Annotated in this window: 29 protein-coding genes; all 29 read right to left on the reverse strand. The window is 65.9% G+C overall.

Going from position 1 to position 16,196, the window contains the following annotated elements; genetic code table 11:
* Positions 1–168: 168 nt before the first annotated feature.
* Positions 169–573, reverse strand: coding sequence for a 30S ribosomal protein S11 (gene rpsK / locus ACIBAD_RS08035; RefSeq protein WP_003956432.1), 405 nt, complete (start codon positions 571–573; stop codon positions 169–171).
* A 54-nt stretch (positions 574–627) separates the two neighbouring features.
* Positions 628–1,008, reverse strand: a complete 381-nt coding sequence (rpsM, locus tag ACIBAD_RS08040) for a 30S ribosomal protein S13 (RefSeq protein ID WP_007265919.1) — start codon at positions 1,006–1,008, stop codon at positions 628–630.
* A gap of 199 nt (positions 1,009–1,207) precedes the next feature.
* On the reverse strand, positions 1,208–1,321 hold the full coding sequence (gene rpmJ, locus ACIBAD_RS08045; protein ID WP_003956441.1) for a 50S ribosomal protein L36: 114 nt from the start codon (positions 1,319–1,321) through the stop codon (positions 1,208–1,210).
* Between the two features lie 74 nt (positions 1,322–1,395).
* Entirely contained in the window at positions 1,396–1,617 is a 222-nt protein-coding gene (gene infA, locus ACIBAD_RS08050; protein WP_003956442.1) for a translation initiation factor IF-1, read from the reverse strand.
* 140 nt (positions 1,618–1,757) lie between these two features.
* A complete protein-coding gene (gene map / locus ACIBAD_RS08055; protein ID WP_030154708.1) occupies positions 1,758–2,594 on the reverse strand; it encodes a type I methionyl aminopeptidase in 837 nt (278 codons plus the stop codon).
* A 110-nt stretch (positions 2,595–2,704) separates the two neighbouring features.
* Positions 2,705–3,352 (reverse strand): adenylate kinase, encoded by a 648-nt coding sequence (locus ACIBAD_RS08060; RefSeq protein ID WP_134072019.1) that lies wholly within the window; start codon positions 3,350–3,352, stop codon positions 2,705–2,707.
* Complete coding sequence (secY, locus tag ACIBAD_RS08065; RefSeq protein WP_030154705.1) at positions 3,352–4,665, reverse strand: preprotein translocase subunit SecY; 1,314 nt, start codon at positions 4,663–4,665, stop codon at positions 3,352–3,354. Before secY ends, ACIBAD_RS08060 begins: the two co-directional genes overlap by 1 nt.
* Positions 4,666–4,851: 186 nt before the next feature.
* Complete coding sequence (rplO, locus tag ACIBAD_RS08070; RefSeq protein ID WP_030154704.1) at positions 4,852–5,307, reverse strand: 50S ribosomal protein L15; 456 nt, start codon at positions 5,305–5,307, stop codon at positions 4,852–4,854.
* 2 nt (positions 5,308–5,309) lie between these two features.
* Complete coding sequence (gene rpmD / locus ACIBAD_RS08075; RefSeq protein WP_005313525.1) at positions 5,310–5,492, reverse strand: 50S ribosomal protein L30; 183 nt, start codon at positions 5,490–5,492, stop codon at positions 5,310–5,312.
* Entirely contained in the window at positions 5,492–6,094 is a 603-nt protein-coding gene (gene rpsE / locus ACIBAD_RS08080) for a 30S ribosomal protein S5 (protein WP_048476518.1), read from the reverse strand. Before rpsE ends, rpmD begins: the two co-directional genes overlap by 1 nt.
* A 45-nt stretch (positions 6,095–6,139) precedes the next feature.
* Positions 6,140–6,523: a 50S ribosomal protein L18 gene (gene rplR, locus ACIBAD_RS08085; RefSeq protein WP_030008471.1), complete on the reverse strand. Its 384-nt coding sequence runs from the start codon at positions 6,521–6,523 to the stop codon at positions 6,140–6,142.
* Between the two features lie 2 nt (positions 6,524–6,525).
* Positions 6,526–7,065: a 50S ribosomal protein L6 gene (gene rplF, locus ACIBAD_RS08090; RefSeq protein WP_030154703.1), complete on the reverse strand. Its 540-nt coding sequence runs from the start codon at positions 7,063–7,065 to the stop codon at positions 6,526–6,528.
* 20 nt (positions 7,066–7,085) lie between these two features.
* A complete protein-coding gene (rpsH, locus tag ACIBAD_RS08095) occupies positions 7,086–7,484 on the reverse strand; it encodes a 30S ribosomal protein S8 (protein ID WP_007265911.1) in 399 nt (132 codons plus the stop codon).
* 223 nt (positions 7,485–7,707) lie between these two features.
* Positions 7,708–7,893, reverse strand: coding sequence for a type Z 30S ribosomal protein S14 (locus ACIBAD_RS08100; protein WP_003956452.1), 186 nt, complete (start codon positions 7,891–7,893; stop codon positions 7,708–7,710).
* 5 nt (positions 7,894–7,898) lie between these two features.
* Positions 7,899–8,450 carry a 50S ribosomal protein L5 gene (gene rplE, locus ACIBAD_RS08105; RefSeq protein WP_030298216.1) on the reverse strand — a complete coding sequence of 184 codons (552 nt, stop codon included), beginning with the start codon at positions 8,448–8,450 and terminating at the stop codon, positions 7,899–7,901.
* The gene (gene rplX, locus ACIBAD_RS08110) at positions 8,450–8,773 is read right to left on the reverse strand and encodes a 50S ribosomal protein L24 (RefSeq protein ID WP_053687972.1); all 324 of its coding nucleotides are present in this window, start codon (positions 8,771–8,773) and stop codon (positions 8,450–8,452) included. Before rplX ends, rplE begins: the two co-directional genes overlap by 1 nt.
* A gap of 2 nt (positions 8,774–8,775) precedes the next feature.
* A complete protein-coding gene (gene rplN, locus ACIBAD_RS08115) occupies positions 8,776–9,144 on the reverse strand; it encodes a 50S ribosomal protein L14 (protein ID WP_003956455.1) in 369 nt (122 codons plus the stop codon).
* A 105-nt stretch (positions 9,145–9,249) separates the two neighbouring features.
* Entirely contained in the window at positions 9,250–9,531 is a 282-nt protein-coding gene (rpsQ, locus tag ACIBAD_RS08120; protein ID WP_030026328.1) for a 30S ribosomal protein S17, read from the reverse strand.
* Positions 9,531–9,755 carry a 50S ribosomal protein L29 gene (rpmC, locus tag ACIBAD_RS08125; RefSeq protein WP_008739703.1) on the reverse strand — a complete coding sequence of 75 codons (225 nt, stop codon included), beginning with the start codon at positions 9,753–9,755 and terminating at the stop codon, positions 9,531–9,533. Before rpmC ends, rpsQ begins: the two co-directional genes overlap by 1 nt.
* Entirely contained in the window at positions 9,755–10,174 is a 420-nt protein-coding gene (gene rplP, locus ACIBAD_RS08130; protein WP_030026326.1) for a 50S ribosomal protein L16, read from the reverse strand. The genes rpmC and rplP overlap by 1 nt, the downstream gene beginning before the upstream one ends.
* Before the next feature lie 5 nt (positions 10,175–10,179).
* Positions 10,180–11,019 (reverse strand): 30S ribosomal protein S3, encoded by an 840-nt coding sequence (gene rpsC, locus ACIBAD_RS08135; RefSeq protein WP_007265905.1) that lies wholly within the window; start codon positions 11,017–11,019, stop codon positions 10,180–10,182.
* The gene (gene rplV / locus ACIBAD_RS08140) at positions 11,019–11,366 is read right to left on the reverse strand and encodes a 50S ribosomal protein L22 (RefSeq protein ID WP_007265904.1); all 348 of its coding nucleotides are present in this window, start codon (positions 11,364–11,366) and stop codon (positions 11,019–11,021) included. The genes rpsC and rplV overlap by 1 nt, the downstream gene beginning before the upstream one ends.
* A gap of 43 nt (positions 11,367–11,409) precedes the next feature.
* Positions 11,410–11,691: a 30S ribosomal protein S19 gene (rpsS, locus tag ACIBAD_RS08145; protein WP_030154697.1), complete on the reverse strand. Its 282-nt coding sequence runs from the start codon at positions 11,689–11,691 to the stop codon at positions 11,410–11,412.
* Positions 11,692–11,703: 12 nt separating this feature from the next.
* Complete coding sequence (rplB, locus tag ACIBAD_RS08150) at positions 11,704–12,540, reverse strand: 50S ribosomal protein L2 (protein ID WP_030154695.1); 837 nt, start codon at positions 12,538–12,540, stop codon at positions 11,704–11,706.
* A 39-nt stretch (positions 12,541–12,579) separates the two neighbouring features.
* A complete protein-coding gene (gene rplW, locus ACIBAD_RS08155) occupies positions 12,580–12,903 on the reverse strand; it encodes a 50S ribosomal protein L23 (RefSeq protein ID WP_030154694.1) in 324 nt (107 codons plus the stop codon).
* Positions 12,903–13,553 (reverse strand): 50S ribosomal protein L4, encoded by a 651-nt coding sequence (gene rplD, locus ACIBAD_RS08160; RefSeq protein ID WP_030026322.1) that lies wholly within the window; start codon positions 13,551–13,553, stop codon positions 12,903–12,905. The genes rplW and rplD overlap by 1 nt, the downstream gene beginning before the upstream one ends.
* 5 nt (positions 13,554–13,558) lie before the next feature.
* Positions 13,559–14,203: a 50S ribosomal protein L3 gene (gene rplC, locus ACIBAD_RS08165; protein WP_007265899.1), complete on the reverse strand. Its 645-nt coding sequence runs from the start codon at positions 14,201–14,203 to the stop codon at positions 13,559–13,561.
* A 14-nt stretch (positions 14,204–14,217) separates the two neighbouring features.
* Positions 14,218–14,526 carry a 30S ribosomal protein S10 gene (gene rpsJ / locus ACIBAD_RS08170; RefSeq protein WP_003948644.1) on the reverse strand — a complete coding sequence of 103 codons (309 nt, stop codon included), beginning with the start codon at positions 14,524–14,526 and terminating at the stop codon, positions 14,218–14,220.
* 487 nt (positions 14,527–15,013) lie between these two features.
* On the reverse strand, positions 15,014–16,141 hold the full coding sequence (locus ACIBAD_RS08175) for a hypothetical protein (protein ID WP_134072021.1): 1,128 nt from the start codon (positions 16,139–16,141) through the stop codon (positions 15,014–15,016).
* Positions 16,142–16,196: the final 55 nt, after the last annotated feature.

Genomic DNA, 16,196 nt, shown 5'->3' on the forward strand with positions numbered 1-16,196 from the left:
GGACGCCCACTATTTGACGCCCGACGGGTAAAGCCAGGTACTGCAAGGGTACGGGCGGCACGTCCCCCCGAAGGGGTTCGTACCGCCCGGACACTCAAAGACGCACAGGTGCGTCCGCTGCGTCAGACGCGGCCTTTCGCTTCGACGAAGCGAAAGGTCCGGCAGTCGTCAGACGCGGCGGCGCTTCGGCGGGCGGCAGCCGTTGTGCGGGGTGGGGGTGACGTCCTGGATCGAGCCGACCTCGAGGCCGGTGGCCTGGAGGGAGCGGATCGCGGTCTCGCGGCCGGAGCCCGGACCCTTGACGAAGACGTCGACCTTGCGCATGCCGTGCTCCTGCGCGCGGCGGGCGGCCGACTCGGCGGCCATCTGCGCGGCGAAGGGGGTGGACTTGCGCGAGCCCTTGAAGCCGACGTGGCCGGCGGAGGCCCAGGAGATCACGTTGCCCGAGGGGTCCGTGATCGAGACGATCGTGTTGTTGAACGTGCTCTTGATGTGGGCGTGCCCGTGAGCGACGTTCTTCTTTTCCTTGCGGCGCACCTTCTTGGCAGCGCCCTGACGACCCTTGGGGGGCATCTAAATCTCCTACGGGAGGTGGTCGGTCCTACAGCGCAAGACCGCTGAACAGGACTACTTCTTGCCCGGCTTCTTCTTACCGGCGATCGCGCGACGCGGGCCCTTGCGGGTACGCGCGTTCGTGCTGGTGCGCTGACCGTGCACCGGCAGGCCACGACGGTGGCGGATGCCCTGGTAGCACTGGATCTCGATCTTGCGGCGGATGTCGCCCTGGATCTCGCGGCGGAGGTCACCCTCGGTACGGAGGTTGGCGTCCACGTACTCGCGGATCTTGACGAGGTCCTCTTCGGCCAGGTCACGAACGCGGGTGTTCGGGTTCACGCCGGTGGAGGCGAGGATCTCCTTGGACCGGGTGCGCCCGATACCGAAGACGTAGGTGAGTGCGATCTCCACACGCTTTTCGCGCGGGATGTCAACACCGGAAACGCGTGCCATTCAATGGCTCCTGTGTGTTCGGGGGTCTTCCGCAGAACCACTCCCGACCGCCGACCACACCTGATGGGTGGTGGTACGCCCGGGTCCCCGGCCCCCGCCGGAGGTGCCGCCGGCCCCTCTCAGGGCTGGGCGGGCTCTGCGTATGTACGTTTTCTTACGTCGCGCGAAGAACTGCGGAGTGCAGGTCGGTCGGCGTGCGTCAGCCCTGGCGCTGCTTGTGGCGCAGGTTGTCGCAGATGACCATGACCCGACCGTGACGGCGGATCACCTTGCACTTGTCGCAGATCTTCTTGACGCTCGGCTTGACCTTCATGTTGGTGAGGTTCTCCGGGTCAGTGCCACCACCCGCACCGGGACCAGACGTCCGGGCAGGAGTGAGGACAAGATCTACTTGTATCGGTAGACGATCCGGCCACGCGTGAGGTCGTACGGAGACAGCTCCACAACGACCCGGTCATCCGGGAGGATGCGGATGTAGTGCATACGCATCTTGCCGCTGATGTGCGCGAGGACCTTGTGACCGTTCTGCAGTTCCACCTTGAACATCGCGTTCGGGAGGGACTCGATCACGGTGCCCTCGATCTCGATGGCACCTTGCTTCTTGGCCACGCTTCGCCCTTCGAATCGGCTACCTTGATCAGCTCCCTGCTTCGCATGCGGACATGCGGGTGCAAAGGAGCCGACGAGTCAGTCTACGTCAGGGCACCCAGAAAGACGAATCCGGAAAGTTTGCCCCACAGCGTAGATCATTAACCAAGCGGGTCCGGCGCCGTGGTGACGCCGTACTCCGCCAGCTTCGCCTTGCCGCAGTCCGGGCTCGTCAGGACGATGGGGCCCGCCTCGGTCAGGGCGATGGAGTGCTCCCAGTGCGAGGACCAGGTGCCGTCCGTGGTGATGACCGTCCAGTCGTCCGCCAGGACCTCCGTCTGGGGGGTTCCCAGGGAGACCATGGGCTCGATCGCCAGGCACACGCCCGGGACCAGCTTGATGCCCTTGCCGCGCTTGCGGGAGACGTAGTTCAGCAGGTGGGGGTCCATGTGCATTTCGGAGCCGATGCCGTGGCCGCCGTAGTCCTCGATGATCCCGTACTTGCCGGTCGCCGGACGGGGCTGGCGGCGGATGTAGCCCTCGATCGCCTTGGAGATGTCCACGAGGCGGTTGCCGAGCTTCATGGCGGCGATGCCGGCCCACATCGACTCCTCGGTCACCCGGGAGAGCTCGATCAGCTCCGGAGCGTGACCCGTGCCCACGAAGGCCGTGTACGCGGCGTCGCCGTGCCAGCCGTCGACGATCGCGCCGGCGTCGATGGAGATGACGTCGCCGTCCTTGAGGACCGTCTTGTCGTCCGGGATGCCGTGGACCACGACCTCGTTCACGGAGGTGCAGATCGTCGCGGGGAAGCCGCCGTAGCCGAGGAAGTTCGACTTGGCTCCGGCATCCGCGATGACCTTGCGGGCCACCATGTCCAGATCCCGCGTCGTGGCGCCCGGCACGGCCGCCTCACGGGTCGCCGCGTGGATCGCGGCGACGACCAGCCCTGCCTCGCGCATCTTCGCGATCTGCTCGGGGGTCTTGATCTGGACCATGGGTAGTGCCTTCCACCTTCGGACTTCGGTCTGCGTTGTTCCGGTCGTCTCAACAGTACGGCCGCGGAGTCCTGGGGACACCGCGGCCGTACTGCTCACAACAAGGGTTACTACTTCTTGAGCGCGTCCATCGCACGCTGCGTGACGTCCGCGACCTCACCGAGGGCGGGGATCGTCACCAGCAGGCCCTGGGCCTTGTAGTAGTCGATGATCGGCTCGGTCTGCGTGTGGTAGACCTCAAGCCGGTTGCGCACCGTGGCCTCGGAGTCGTCGTCACGCTGGTAGAGCTCGCCGCCGCAGGTGTCGCAGACGCCCTCGGTCTTCGGTGCCGCGTACACGACGTGGAAGACGTGCGCGGAGTCGTTGCGGCAGATCCGGCGGCCGGCGATGCGCTTGACGACCTCGTCCTCCTCGACCTCCAGGTCGAGGACGGCGTCCAGCTTCATGGCGGCGCTCTGCAGCATCTCGTCCAGCGCCTCCGCCTGGGAGACGTTGCGCGGGAAGCCGTCCAGCAGGAAGCCGTTCACGGCGTCCGGCTGCTCCATCCGGTCCTTGGCCATGCCGATGGTGATCTCGTCGGGGACGAGGTCACCGGCGTCCATGAACGCCTTCGCGCGCTGGCCCAGCTCGGTGTTCTGGCTGATGTTCGCGCGGAAGAGGTCGCCCGTGGAGATGTGCGGGATCGACAGGTTCTTCGCAAGGAACGCCGCCTGCGTTCCCTTGCCCGCACCGGGCGGTCCGACGAGGACGATTCGCATCAGCGGAGGAACCCTTCGTAATTGCGCTGCTGGAGCTGGCTCTCGATCTGCTTCACGGTTTCCAGACCCACACCCACGATGATGAGGATGCTCGTCCCGCCGAACGGGAAGTTCTGGTTCGCTCCGAAGCCGGCCAACGCCATCGTCGGCACAAGAGCGATGAGACCCAGGTACAGCGACCCCGGCCAGGTGATCCGGTTGAGCACGTAGCTCAGGTACTCGGCGGTGGGTCGACCGGCACGGATACCCGGGATGAACCCACCATACTTCTTCATGTTGTCTGCAACTTCCTCGGGGTTGAAAGAAATCGCCACGTAGAAGAACGCGAAGAAGACGATCAGGAGGAAGTAGGCCGCGATGTAGTAGGGGTGGTCGCCCTTGACGAAGTGCTTCTGGATCCAGGTGGCCCAGCCGGCGGTCGAGCCGCTGAACTGCACGATCAGCGCCGGGATGTACAGCAGCGACGAGGCGAAGATGACCGGGATGACACCGGCCTGGTTCACCTTGAGCGGGATGTACGTCGAGGTGCCCCCGTACGCACGGCGGCCGATCATGCGCTTCGCGTACTGGACCGGAATCCGACGCTGCGCCTGCTCGACGAAGACGACGAGCGCGACCATGGCCAGGCCGACGAGGATGACCACGCCGAACTCCACCCAGCCATCGGCGATCTTGCCCTGGAGCTTGATCTGCCACAGGGCGCCGATGAAGCCGGCGGCGATCGAGATGAACATCAGGATCGACATGCCGTTGCCGATGCCGCGGTCCGTCACGAGCTCACCGAGCCACATGACGACGCAGGTACCCGCGGTCATGGTGATGACCATGACGATGGTGGTGAAGATCGACCGGTTCGGAACGATCTGGCTGGCGACCTGGCAACCCTGGAACAGGGCGCCAGTGCGGGCGGTGGCGACGAGGCCGGTGCCCTGCAGGATCGCGAGTGCGACCGTCAGATAGCGCGTGTACTGAGTGATCTTCGCCGTGCCGGACTGACCCTCTTTTTTGAGGTTCTCCAGCTTCGGGATGACCACGGTCAGCAGCTGCAGGATGATGCTCGCCGTGATGTACGGCATGATGCCGAGCGCGAAGATCGTGATCTGCAGCAGCGCACCGCCGCTGAACATGTTGACGAGACCGAAGAGGCTGTTGCTGCTCCCGGCCTGGTCGACACAGATCTGAACGTTCTTGTAGCTCACGCCGGGTACCGGGATGTGGGACCCGAGCCGGAACAGCACGATGATGCCGAGCGTGAAGAGCAGCTTCTTGCGCAGGTCGGGCGTCTTGAACGCCCGGGCGAACGCGGTGAGCACGGTGCCTCCTGCGACCCCCGCGCTACTGCGTCAGAGGTGACGGTCTGAGGGATCGACGAATACGTACAAGCAAAGGTGCAGGCCACCTTACCGGCGACTGTGCCCCCCGTGGAACGACCAACCGGGGATGCCCCATTTGTGAGGCATCCCCGGTCGGGTTTCTAGCTATCTGTCACCTGGTTCGTCTTAGACGAGCTCGGTGACGGTGCCGCCGGCAGCGGCAATCTTCTCCTTGGCGGAGGCGGAAACGGCGTCAACCGAAACCGTCAGCGCCACGGAGATCTCGCCCTGGCCCAGGACCTTGACGAGGCTGTTCTTGCGAACCGCGCCCTTGGCGACCAGGTCGGCCACCGTGACCTCTCCACCCTCGGGGTAGAGAGCGCCGAGCTTGTCCAGGTTGACGACCTGGAACTCGGTGCGGAACGGGTTCTTGAAGCCCTTGAGCTTCGGCAGGCGCATGTGGAGGGGCATCTGCCCACCCTCGAAGCGCTGCGGGATCTGGTAACGGGCCTTCTGGCCCTTCGTACCACGACCGGCCGTCTTACCCTTCGACGCCTCACCACGACCGACACGGGTCTTCGCGGTCTTGGCGCCGGGGGCGGGACGGAGGTTGTGGGCCTTCAGCGGGCTGTTCTCAGCCATGATTAGTCAACCTCCTCAACCGTCACGAGGTGGCGGACGGTGTGAACCATTCCGCGGAACTCGGGGCGGTCCTCCTTGACGACCACGTCGTTCAGGCGCTTGAGCCCGAGCGAACGCAGCGTGTCGCGGTGGTTCTGCTTGCTGCCGATGTACGACTTCGTCTGCGTGATCTTGAGGCGAGCCATTAGACACCCGCCCCAGCACGCGCACGAAGCAGGGCCGCGGGAGCGACGTCCTCGAGGGGCAGACCACGGCGAGCCGCGATCTCCTCGGGACGCTGCAGGCCCTTGAGGGCCTCCACGGTCGCGTGCACGATGTTGATCGCATTGTCGGAGCCGAGCGACTTCGACAGGATGTCGTGAACGCCGGCGCACTCCAGAACGGCGCGCACCGGGCCACCGGCGATAACACCGGTACCGGGGGAAGCAGGCTTCAGCAGGACAACGCCGGCCGCCTTCTCGCCCTGGATCGGGTGCGGGATGGTGCCCTGGATGCGCGGAACCTTGAAGAAGTTCTTCTTGGCTTCCTCGACACCCTTGGCGATGGCCGCGGGAACTTCCTTGGCCTTGCCGTAACCGACACCTACAGTGCCGTCACCGTCGCCCACCACGACCAGCGCGGTGAAGCTGAAGCGGCGACCACCCTTGACAACCTTGGCGACGCGGTTGATCGCGACAACGCGCTCAACGTAAGCGGTCTTCTCGGCGGCAGGGCCACCGTCGCGACCCTTCCGGTCCCGCCGCTCGCCGCCACCGGCACCGCTTCCGCGGCGCTGGGGTCCAGCCATTGGATTACCTCTCTCTGTTACGTCCGTGAGTCCCGGAACCGGGGCTTAGAACTTCAGCCCGGCTTCGCGGGCGGCGTCAGCCAGAGCGGCAATGCGCCCGGCGTATCGGTTGCCACCGCGGTCGAACACGACGGTCTCGACACCCGCGGCCTTGGCACGCTCGGCGACGAGCGCGCCGACAGCCTGGGCCTGCGAGCTCTTGTCGCCTTCGCCACCGCGGATCGAAGCGTCCAGGGTCGACGCGGACGCCAGGGTGTGACCCTGGAGGTCGTCGATGACCTGAGCAACGATGTTGCGGTTGGAACGCGTCACGACGAGGCGCGGACGCTCCGCCGTACCCGAGACGTTCTTGCGGATGCGGATGTGGCGGCGAGCCTTGGCAGCGCGCTTGTACGCGTCGCCCTTGGCGATCTTCACACCGTATGCCATGGCTACTTACCAGCCTTTCCGACCTTGCGGCGGATGACCTCGCCGGCGTACTTGACACCCTTGGCCTTGTACGGGTCGGGCTTCCGCAGCTTGCGGATGTTGGCGGCGACCTCGCCGACCTTCTGCTTGTCGATGCCCTCGACCGAGAACTTGGTGGGCGACTCGACCTTGAAGGAGATGCCCTCGGGCGCCTCGATCAGGATCGGGTGGCTGTAACCAAGCTGGAACTCCAGAGCGGAGCCCTTCGCGGCGACGCGGTAACCGACACCGCTGATCTCGAGAGCCTTGACGTATCCCGTGGTCACACCGGTGATCATGTTCGCCACCAGCGTGCGGGACAGGCCGTGCAGGGCCTTGTTCTGACGCTCGTCGTTGGGGCGGGTGACGTTCAGAACGCCGTCCTCACCCTTGACGATCTCGATCGGCGCGGCGACGGTGTGCGAGAGGAGACCCTTGGGGCCCTTCACCGCGACCGTGCGGCCATCGATGGTGACGTCCACACCGGCGGGAACCTGGATGGGGAGCTTGCCGATTCGCGACATTGCTTTTCCTCCGTTCCCGACTACCAGACGTAGGCGAGGACTTCCCCACCTACGCCCTTCTTGCCTGCCTGCTGGCCGGTGAGGAGACCGTGGGACGTGGAGATGATCGCCACGCCCAGGCCGCCGAGCACCTTCGGCAGGTTGGTGGACTTTGCGTACACGCGCAGACCGGGCTTCGAGATCCGCTTGATGCCCGCGATGGAGCGCTCACGGTTCGGCCCGAACTTCAGCTCGAGGACGAGGTTCTTGCCGACCTCGGCGTCCTCGACCTTCCAGCCGGTGATGAAACCCTCCTGCTTGAGGATCTCCGCGATGTGCGACTTGATCTTGCTGTGCGGCATCACGACAGTGTCGTGGTACGCCGAGTTAGCGTTACGCAGACGGGTCAGCATGTCTGCGATCGGGTCAGTCATGGTCATGAAGTGGCCTTCGGCCTCTCTCGCCGGGGTTTCCTGTATGCGCCATCCCTCTCCCCACTCAGTGGCGGGACGGGTGCGGTGCGGGGACCTACGGCGTAGTAAGTCGTTATGGACGGCGGACGCCCAACCCCACAAGCCTACGGCATGCGGAGCAGGGCACCCACCGACCAGATGCTTACCGAGAGTCTCTGGAACTTCCCAAGTCCTTGCGGACCGGCGGGAATTACCAGGAGCTCTTGGTCACGCCCGGCAGCTCGCCACGGTGAGCCATCTCACGAAGGCAGACGCGGCACAGGCCGAACTTGCGGTACACGGAGTGGGGGCGACCGCAGCGCTGGCAGCGGGTGTACGCACGCACACCGAACTTGGGCTTGCGGGCAGCCTTCGCGATGAGAGCCTTCTTCGCCATCTCGCTTACGCCTCCTTGAAGGGGAAGCCGAGGTGACGAAGGAGGGCACGGCCCTCGTCGTCGTTGGTCGCCGTGGTGACCACGGTGATGTCCATACCCCGGGTACGGTCGATCTTGTCCTGGTCGATCTCGTGGAACATGACCTGCTCCGTGAGACCGAAGGTGTAGTTGCCACGGCCGTCGAACTGCTTCGGCGACAGACCACGGAAGTCACGGATACGCGGCAGCGCGAGCGACAGCGTACGGTCCAGGAACTCCCACATGCGGTCACCACGGAGGGTGACGTGGCAGCCGATCGGCTGACCCTCACGCAGCTTGAACTGCGCGATGGACTTGCGGGCCTTCGTGACGGCCGGCTTCTGACCGGTGATCGTCGTCAGGTCGCGGATGGCGCCGTCGATCAGCTTGGAGTCGCGGGCGGCGTCGCCCACACCCATGTTGACCACGATCTTCACGAGACCGGGGATCTGCATGACGTTCTCGTACGAGAACTCCTCACGCAGCTTGCCCGCGATGTCCTCGCGGTACTTCGTCTTGAGACGCGGAGTGGTAGCCATCAGATGTCCTCACCCGTCCGCTTGGCAACGCGGATCTTGTTGCCCTCGTCGTCGAAGCGGAAACCGACGCGGGTAACGACCTTCTGGCCGTCCTTCTCCACAACCAGCTGAACGTTGCTGACGTGGATCGGCGCCTCGGTGATCACGATGCCACCGGTCTGCGAACCACCAGCGGTCTGACCGGCCTTGGTGTGCTTCTTGACCCGGTTGACACCCTCGACGAGGACGCGGTTCTCGCTGGGCATGGCCGCGATGACCTTGCCCTGCTTGCCCTTGTCCTTACCGGTGATGACCTGGACCAGGTCGCCCTTCTTGATCTTCATGCTTACAGCACCTCCGGCGCGAGCGAGATGATCTTCATGAACTTCTTCTCGCGCAGCTCACGGCCCACGGGGCCGAAGATACGGGTGCCACGAGGGTCGCCGTCGTTCTTGAGAATGACAGCGGCGTTCTCGTCGAAGCGGATGTACGAGCCGTCCTGGCGGCGGCGCTCCTTGACGGTGCGAACGATGACCGCCTTGACGACGTCACCCTTCTTCACGTTGCCACCGGGGATCGCGTCCTTGACGGTGGCGACGATGACGTCACCGATGCCCGCGTAGCGGCGACCGGAGCCACCGAGAACACGGATGCAAAGGATCTCCTTGGCACCAGTGTTGTCGGCGACACGCAGTCGCGACTCCTGCTGGATCACGTCTATCTCCTGTTTGTCTGCCGGTTCCCGGCGGGGGCTTCACTCCGAGGAGCGAGGCCCCCACCGAGCCTGGCGGAACTGACCTGAGGGAAACCCCTCAGGTGATTACTTGGCCTTCTCGAGGATCTCGACGATGCGCCAGCGCTTGCTCGCCGACAGCGGACGCGTCTCCATGATGAGGACGCGGTCGCCGACGCCGGCAGCGTTCTGCTCGTCGTGAGCCTTGAGCTTGTTCGTACGGCGGATGACCTTGCCGTACAGCGCGTGCTTGACGCGGTCCTCGACGGCGACGACGACGGTCTTGTCCATCTTGTCGCTGACGACGAGACCCTCACGGGTCTTGCGGAAGCCGCGCTCGTTCGTCTCAGTCACGTTCTTCTCGCTCATCAGGCGCTCTCCACCGTCTCGATACCGAGCTCACGCTCGTGCATCAGGGTGTAGATGCGAGCGATGTCCTTACGGACGGACTTGAGCCGGCCGTTGTTCTCCAGCTGACCCGTGGCCGCCTGGAAGCGGAGCTTGAACAGCTCCTCCTTGGCCTCGCGCAGCTTGCCAACGAGCTCCTCGTTGCCGAGCTCACGCAGCTCGGACGCCTTGGTTCCCGTCGCCATCACGACTCACCTGCCTCGCGCCGAACAATCCGGCACTTCATCGGAAGCTTGTGAGCAGCGCGGGTGAGCGCCTCACGAGCAATCTTCTCGTTCGGGTAGGACAGCTCGAACATGACCCGGCCCGGGTGCACGTTCGCGATCCACCACTCGGGAGAACCCTTACCGGAACCCATGCGGGTCTCGGCGGGCTTCTTCGTCAGCGGACGGTCCGGGTAGATGTTGATCCAGACCTTGCCGCCACGCTTGATGTGGCGGGTCATCGCGATACGAGCCGCCTCGATCTGGCGGTTCGTCACGTAGGCGGGGGTGAGCGCCTGGATGCCGTACTCGCCGAACGAGACCTCAGTACCGCCCTTGGCCATACCGCGGCGCTTCGGGTGGTGCTGCTTGCGGTGCTTGACCCTACGAGGGATCAGCATGTCGGTCAGGCCTCCGTTCCGGTGCTCTCGGCCGGAGCGGCGGCGGGGGCGTCGGCCTTGGGGGCCTCGGCACCAGCAGCCTGCTGCGGCTTGCGGCCACCACGGCCGCCGCGCTCGCCACCACGGCCACCACGGCCGGCGGGACGGTCGCCAGCGCCGGCACCACGGGCCGGGCGGTTACCCGCACGGGCCGCAGCGTTCTCGGCGCGAACCTCGGCGATGTTCTTGACGTCGCCCTTGTAGATCCAGACCTTCACACCGATACGGCCGAAGGTGGTCTTGGCCTCGAAGAAGCCGTAGTCCACGTTCGCGCGCAGCGTGTGCAGCGGCACACGACCCTCGCGGTAGAACTCGGAGCGGGACATCTCGGCGCCGCCGAGGCGACCGCCACACTGGATCTTGATGCCCTTGGCGCCGGCCTTCATCGTGCCCTGCATGCTCTTGCGCATGGCACGACGGAAGGAGACGCGGGAGGAGAGCTGCTCGGCAACGGCCTGGGCAACCAGCTGAGCGTCGAGCTCGGGGTTCTTGACCTCGAGGATGTTCAGCTGGACCTGCTTGCCCGTGAGCTTTTCGAGGTCACCGCGGATGCGGTCGGCCTCGGCGCCACGGCGGCCGATGACGATGCCCGGACGAGCGGTGTGGATGTCCACACGCACGCGGTCACGGGTGCGCTCGATCTCAACCTTCGAGATGCCGGCGCGCTCCATGCCGGACGTCATCATCCGACGGATGGCGACGTCTTCCTTGACGTAGTCCTTGTACAGCTTGTCGGCGTACCAACGCGACTTGAAGTCGGTGGTGATGCCGAGCCGGAACCCGTGCGGGTTTACCTTCTGGCCCATTACCGGGAACCTTCCTTGCTGCTGACGACCACGGTGATGTGGCTGGTCCGCTTGCGGATCCGGTAGGCACGGCCCTGGGCACGCGGACGGAACCGCTTCAGGGTCGGGCCCTCGTCCACGTACGCCTCGCTGATGACCAGCGTGGAGGCGTCCGGGTGGTTGTAGTTGTGTGCGGCGTTGGCAATGGCGCTGTCCAGCACCTTGCCGACCGGCACGCTCGCGGCCTGCGGGGCGAAACGCAGGACCGCCTGAGCCTCCGTGGCATCCATGCCACGGATAAGGTCCACCACGCGGCGGGCCTTCATGGGCGTGACGCGGATGTACCGCGCCTGGGCCCTGGCTTCCATGGTTGTCCCTTCGGTGTAAGTCATAGTCGTTACCACCCCGCCTTTAGCGGCGCTTCGACTTCCGGTCGTCCTTGACGTGGCCGCGGAAGGTGCGAGTCGGCGAGAACTCGCCGAGCTTGTGGCCGACCATCGACTCGGTGACGAACACCGGGACGTGGGTCTTGCCGTTGTGCACCGCGATGGTGTGACCCAGCATGGCCGGGATGATCATCGAGCGACGGGACCAGGTCTTGATGACGTTCTTGGTACCAGCTTCGTTCTGAGCGTCCACCTTCTTCACGAGGTGTCCGTCGACGAAGGGTCCCTTCTTGAGACTGCGCGGCATCTAAACCCGCTCCTAGCGCTTCTTGTTCGTCTTGCGGCGGCGGACGATGTACTTGCTCGAAGCCTTCTTCGGCGAGCGAGTACGACCCTCCTTCTGACCCCACGGGGAGACCGGGTGACGACCACCGCTGGTCTTGCCCTCACCACCACCGTGCGGGTGGTCAACCGGGTTCATCGCGACACCGCGGACGGAGGGGCGAACGCCCTTCCAGCGCATACGGCCGGCCTTGCCCCAGTTGATGTTCGACTGCTCGGCGTTGCCGACCTCGCCGACCGTCGCGCGGCAGCGCGCGTCGACCAGGCGGATCTCACCGGACGGCATACGAAGGTGGGCCATCGTGCCCTCCTTCGCCAGCAGCTGCACGGAGGCACCCGCGGAACGGGCGAACTTGGCGCCACCACCGGGACGGAGCTCGATCGCGTGGATCGTGGTACCGACCGGGATGTTGCGCAGGGCCAGGTTGTTGCCGGGCTTGATGTCGGCCGTGGGGCCGTTCTCAATCCGGTCGCCCTGGTTCAGACCGCGGGGAGCGATGATGTAGCGCTTCTCGCCGTCCGCGTAGTGCAGGAGCGCGATGCGCGCAGTGCGGTTGGGGTCGTACTCGATGTGCGCGACCTTGGCCGGCACGCCGTCCTTGTCGTGACGACGGAAGTCGATCACGCGGTAGGCGCGCTTGTGTCCACCACCCTGGTGGCGAACGGTGATCCGACCGGTGTTGTTACGGCCGCCCTTGCTGTGCAGCGGGCGAACCAGCGACTTCTCCGGCGTGGACCGCGTGATCTCGACAAAGTCGGCGACGCTGGAGCCACGACGGCCCGGGGTCGTCGGCTTGTACTTGCGGATACCCATTTCTCAGTCCTCGTCCGATTCCGGACGACTAGACCTCCGTTAGGAGGCCTGGCCGCCGAAGATGTCGATTCGGTCGCCCTCAGCGAGGGTCACGATGGCGCGCTTGGTGTCAGCGCGCTTGCCGAAACCGGTCTTGGTGCGCTTGCGCTTACCCTGACGGTTGATCGTGTTGACCCCGGTGACCTTGACCCCGAAGACCGCCTCGACGGCCTGCTTGATCTGGGTCTTGTTGGAGCCGGGCGCGACGATGAACGTGTACTTGTTCTCGTCCAGCAGCGCGTAGCTCTTCTCCGAGACAACCGGCTTGATCAGCAGGTCGCGCGGGTCAGTGAAGGTCTTGCTGGTAACGGTCGCCTCAGACATCAGGCGTCGCTCCCTTCGGTCTCATCGGCCTTGGGGCCAGACACGAAGGACTCAAGCGCGGCCTGGGTGAAGACCACGTCGTCAGAGACGATCACGTCGTACGTGTTCAGCTGGCCCGGCTCCAGGATGTGAACCTGGGGCAGGTTGCGGGCGGACAGCCACGCGGCCTCGTCGGCACGCTCGACGACCAGGAGCAGGTTCTTGCGCTCCGAGATCTTGCCGAACAGCGTCTTGGCGGCCTTCGTGGAGGCAGCACCCTCGACCACGCCGGTGACGACGTGGATGCGGGAGTGACGCGCACGGTCCGACAGGGCACCGCGGAGGGCGGCGACCTTCATCTTCTTGGGGGTCCGCTGCGAGTAGTCACGCGGCTGCGGGCCGTGGACGACGCCACCGCCGGCGAACTGCGGAGCGCGGGTCGAACCCTGACGGGCGCGGCCGGTGCCCTTCTGGCGGTAAGGCTTCTTGCCACCACCACGGACTTCGCCACGGGTCTTCGTCTTGTGCGTGCCCTGACGGGCAGCAGCCAGCTGAGCGACGACGACCTGGTGGATCAGCGGAACGCTGGTCTTCGCGTCGAAGATCTCCGCGGGGAGCTCGACGGTACCGGCCTTGTCGCCTGCCGGCGAAAGGATGTCAATGGTGCTCATTAACCTCAAGCCCCCTTGGCCGCGGTACGGACCAGGACGAGGCCGCCGTTCGGACCGGGGACTGCGCCCTTGATGAGGAGCAGACCCTTCTCCGCGTCTACCGCGTGGATGGTCAGGTTCTGGGTGGTGACGCGCTCGTTGCCCATACGACCAGCCATGCGCATGCCCTTGAAGACACGCCCAGGGGTGGCGCAGCCACCGATCGAACCGGGGGAGCGGTGCTTGCGCTGCACACCGTGACCGGCGCCGAGGCCCCGGAAGTTGTGCCGCTTCATGACACCGGCGAAGCCCTTGCCCTTGCTGTTGCCCGTGACGTCAACCTTGACGCCGGACTCGAACACCTCGGCAGTGATCTCCTGGCCGAGCGTGTACTCGCTGGCGTCGGAGGTGCGGAGCTCCACCAGGTGGCGGCGGGGGGTCACGTCGGCCTTGGCGAAGTGGCCCTTGAGGGGCTTGTTCACCTTGCGCGGGTCGATCTCGCCGAAGGCGATCTGGACCGACTCGTAGCCGTCGATGTCGTTCGTACGGACCTGGGTAACGACGCAGGGCCCGGCCTTGACGACGGTCACCGGGACGACACGGTTGTTCTCGTCCCAGACCTGGGTCATGCCGAGCTTCTCGCCCAGGACGCCCTTGATCTGCTTTGCCATCTTCTCGACGCCTCTCAGAGCTTGATCTCGATGTCAACGCCGGCCGGAAGGTCCAGGCGCATCAGCGAGTCAACGGTCTTGGGCGTCGGGTCGAGGATGTCGATCAGGCGCTTGTGCGTGCGCATCTCGAAGTGCTCGCGCGAGTCCTTGTACTTGTGCGGCGACTTGATGACGCAGTACACGTTCTTCTCAGTGGGCAGCGGCACCGGGCCTGCGACCGACGCACCAGTGCGGGTCACCGTCTCGACGATCTTCTTCGCCGAGGAGTCGATGACCTCGTGGTCGTAGGCCTTGAGCCGGATGCGGATCTTCTGTCCCGCCATGGCTACTCCGTAGTCCTGTCTGTTGTGGAAACGCTCTGGCCCTCGGGCGGCTGTGGATCTCTCCACCGCTTCTCTCCGACCCACGCGGTCGGGCGTGTCGCACTCCCTCTACAGAAAATTCCCATACGGAAATTCCCTCGTCCAAGGGGGTGCGGTCCCAAGACCGCGGTTCGGGGGAGAAACACCCACCGAGCGCCTGGCGGGCACCGTGCTGACGCTTCCCAGAAGATTCCCGTACGTCCGCCTCATTGCTGCCCCGAGAGGCAGGTGAAGGCGACGAGTACTGTGGGACTCGCTTCCGGTCCTCCCGGCGGGAGGCGCGCAGCATCGGCACTCAGCCGAGCAACTTGAGTAGTCTGCCATACAAGACACGTACTGCGCCAATCGGGCCGAAGAGAATACCCCTCCCCGGTGAGTGGTCAAACCGCGCCGCGCGGCGGAACGGCCCGGGCCCCCCTTGGGGTCCGCCCGGGCCGTCCCACGGGCCTCAGGTCCGCGAGAGGCTTCCGCAGCCCTCCCGGTCGCCGGAGTCGATCCCCTTGCTCCGGTCGTACGGGTCCACGGGCGTCCCGGAGGGGGCCGGACCGGCCTGTCGGTCCTCGTCGAAGACGGGGTGCAGGAATCCGTCGTTGACGTCGCAGGCGGTGTTGGCGAGGTCGACGTTCGTCTTCTCCAGCCAGAGCCTGCCGGGGGTGGCCTGCCACTTGCGCGGGTCGGCGATGGAGAAGGTGATCTCGCGGCGCACGATGGAGCGCTCCACCTGCTCGGCGCCCTGCTTCGCCTTCACGAACGGGTAGACGAAGGTGTAGTCGGCCAGCACGTTGACCTGGCCGCCCTCCTTGCCGGGCTCCACCCACATCCGGCCGCGGACCTTGACCACGTCGCCCGCGGGCTTCAGCTCGGCCGGCTTGACCCGGCTGAACAGGTGCAGCGGGTCGTTCTCCTTCGTCGGGGCCGTCAGTGAGCCCTCCACGCGGCTCAGGGCGTCCTTCAGCTTCGGGTCGAGCAGCTCCAGTGCCGCCGCCGGCCGCTCCCCGCGCAGGGTCGCCGGGTCCAGGTTGGCCGAGACCAGGAACTGCTTGGCCTTCTCCAGCGCGTCGGCGACCTGCTCCTTGCTCATCCCGCCGACGGCCTGGGCCTCGGGGAGCTCGATCCCGGCCGCCCCGTCGGCCCACTGGAGGGCCGGGGAGCCGTTGAAGGGCTCCTTGAGCGTCGGCCGGTCCGGGTCGAGGGCCGAGGGCGGGGCGCTGGGCCGGGCGGTCTCGGCGGGCAGCGGCTCACGGGCCCTGTCGTCCCGCTCGGCCTTCCCGGTGAGCCGGTCGATGACCAGTTCCGGGCGTACGGCGATCAGCGCGAGGGCCGCGATGAAGACGACCGCCCCCGCGGCCTTGAGCCGCCGCTTGCCCCTCCCCCGCCCCTGCATCTCCTGCCAGGCCGGACCGGTGCGCCAGCCGGCCGGCTCCGCTGACTCGGCGCGCAGCCGGGCGGCGACCATGCGCGCCCGGGCGGAGGGCTCCTGCGGGGCCTGGCCCGCGCCGGCCTGGGCCTGCTCCATGAAGCGGGCCCACTCCTCGTCGGAGAGCGCCGGGCCGTCGTCGTTGTTGTTGGTTCCCATGTCCCACCCCTGAAAAGGCGGGCCCCCAGGACCATGTCCTGGGGGCCCGCCGAAA

The sequence above is a fragment of the Streptomyces sp. NPDC051109 genome (assembly GCF_044455885.1).
Lineage (GTDB): Bacteria > Actinomycetota > Actinomycetes > Streptomycetales > Streptomycetaceae > Streptomyces.

Coding starts and splice junctions, on each gene's coding strand:
- ACIBAD_RS08060 (WP_134072019.1), bottom strand. CDS start 3,352: ATGCGAATCGTCCTCGTCGGACCGCCCGGTGCGGGCAAGGGAACGCAG.
- rpsS (WP_030154697.1), bottom strand. CDS start 11,691: ATGCCGCGCAGTCTCAAGAAGGGACCCTTCGTCGACGGACACCTCGTG.
- rpsK (WP_003956432.1), bottom strand. CDS start 573: ATGCCCCCCAAGGGTCGTCAGGGCGCTGCCAAGAAGGTGCGCCGCAAG.
- rplO (WP_030154704.1), bottom strand. CDS start 5,307: ATGGCTGAGAACAGCCCGCTGAAGGCCCACAACCTCCGTCCCGCCCCC.
- rpsE (WP_048476518.1), bottom strand. CDS start 6,094: ATGGCTGGACCCCAGCGCCGCGGAAGCGGTGCCGGTGGCGGCGAGCGG.
- rplW (WP_030154694.1), bottom strand. CDS start 12,903: ATGTCTGAGGCGACCGTTACCAGCAAGACCTTCACTGACCCGCGCGAC.
- rplF (WP_030154703.1), bottom strand. CDS start 7,065: ATGTCGCGAATCGGCAAGCTCCCCATCCAGGTTCCCGCCGGTGTGGAC.
- rpsQ (WP_030026328.1), bottom strand. CDS start 9,531: ATGAGCGAGAAGAACGTGACTGAGACGAACGAGCGCGGCTTCCGCAAG.
- rplR (WP_030008471.1), bottom strand. CDS start 6,523: ATGGCATACGGTGTGAAGATCGCCAAGGGCGACGCGTACAAGCGCGCT.
- rpsM (WP_007265919.1), bottom strand. CDS start 1,008: ATGGCACGCGTTTCCGGTGTTGACATCCCGCGCGAAAAGCGTGTGGAG.
- ACIBAD_RS08175 (WP_134072021.1), bottom strand. CDS start 16,141: ATGGGAACCAACAACAACGACGACGGCCCGGCGCTCTCCGACGAGGAG.
- rplC (WP_007265899.1), bottom strand. CDS start 14,203: ATGGCAAAGCAGATCAAGGGCGTCCTGGGCGAGAAGCTCGGCATGACC.
- map (WP_030154708.1), bottom strand. CDS start 2,594: ATGGTCCAGATCAAGACCCCCGAGCAGATCGCGAAGATGCGCGAGGCA.
- rpmJ (WP_003956441.1), bottom strand. CDS start 1,321: ATGAAGGTCAAGCCGAGCGTCAAGAAGATCTGCGACAAGTGCAAGGTG.
- rplX (WP_053687972.1), bottom strand. CDS start 8,773: ATGAAGATCAAGAAGGGCGACCTGGTCCAGGTCATCACCGGTAAGGAC.
- rpmD (WP_005313525.1), bottom strand. CDS start 5,492: ATGGCTCGCCTCAAGATCACGCAGACGAAGTCGTACATCGGCAGCAAG.
- rpsH (WP_007265911.1), bottom strand. CDS start 7,484: ATGACCATGACTGACCCGATCGCAGACATGCTGACCCGTCTGCGTAAC.
- rpmC (WP_008739703.1), bottom strand. CDS start 9,755: ATGGCGACGGGAACCAAGGCGTCCGAGCTGCGTGAGCTCGGCAACGAG.
- rplP (WP_030026326.1), bottom strand. CDS start 10,174: ATGCTGATCCCTCGTAGGGTCAAGCACCGCAAGCAGCACCACCCGAAG.
- rplB (WP_030154695.1), bottom strand. CDS start 12,540: ATGGGTATCCGCAAGTACAAGCCGACGACCCCGGGCCGTCGTGGCTCC.
- rplE (WP_030298216.1), bottom strand. CDS start 8,450: ATGGCTACCACTCCGCGTCTCAAGACGAAGTACCGCGAGGACATCGCG.
- rpsC (WP_007265905.1), bottom strand. CDS start 11,019: ATGGGCCAGAAGGTAAACCCGCACGGGTTCCGGCTCGGCATCACCACC.
- rplD (WP_030026322.1), bottom strand. CDS start 13,553: ATGAGCACCATTGACATCCTTTCGCCGGCAGGCGACAAGGCCGGTACC.
- rplV (WP_007265904.1), bottom strand. CDS start 11,366: ATGGAAGCCAGGGCCCAGGCGCGGTACATCCGCGTCACGCCCATGAAG.
- rpsJ (WP_003948644.1), bottom strand. CDS start 14,526: ATGGCGGGACAGAAGATCCGCATCCGGCTCAAGGCCTACGACCACGAG.
- ACIBAD_RS08100 (WP_003956452.1), bottom strand. CDS start 7,893: ATGGCGAAGAAGGCTCTCATCGCGAAGGCTGCCCGCAAGCCCAAGTTC.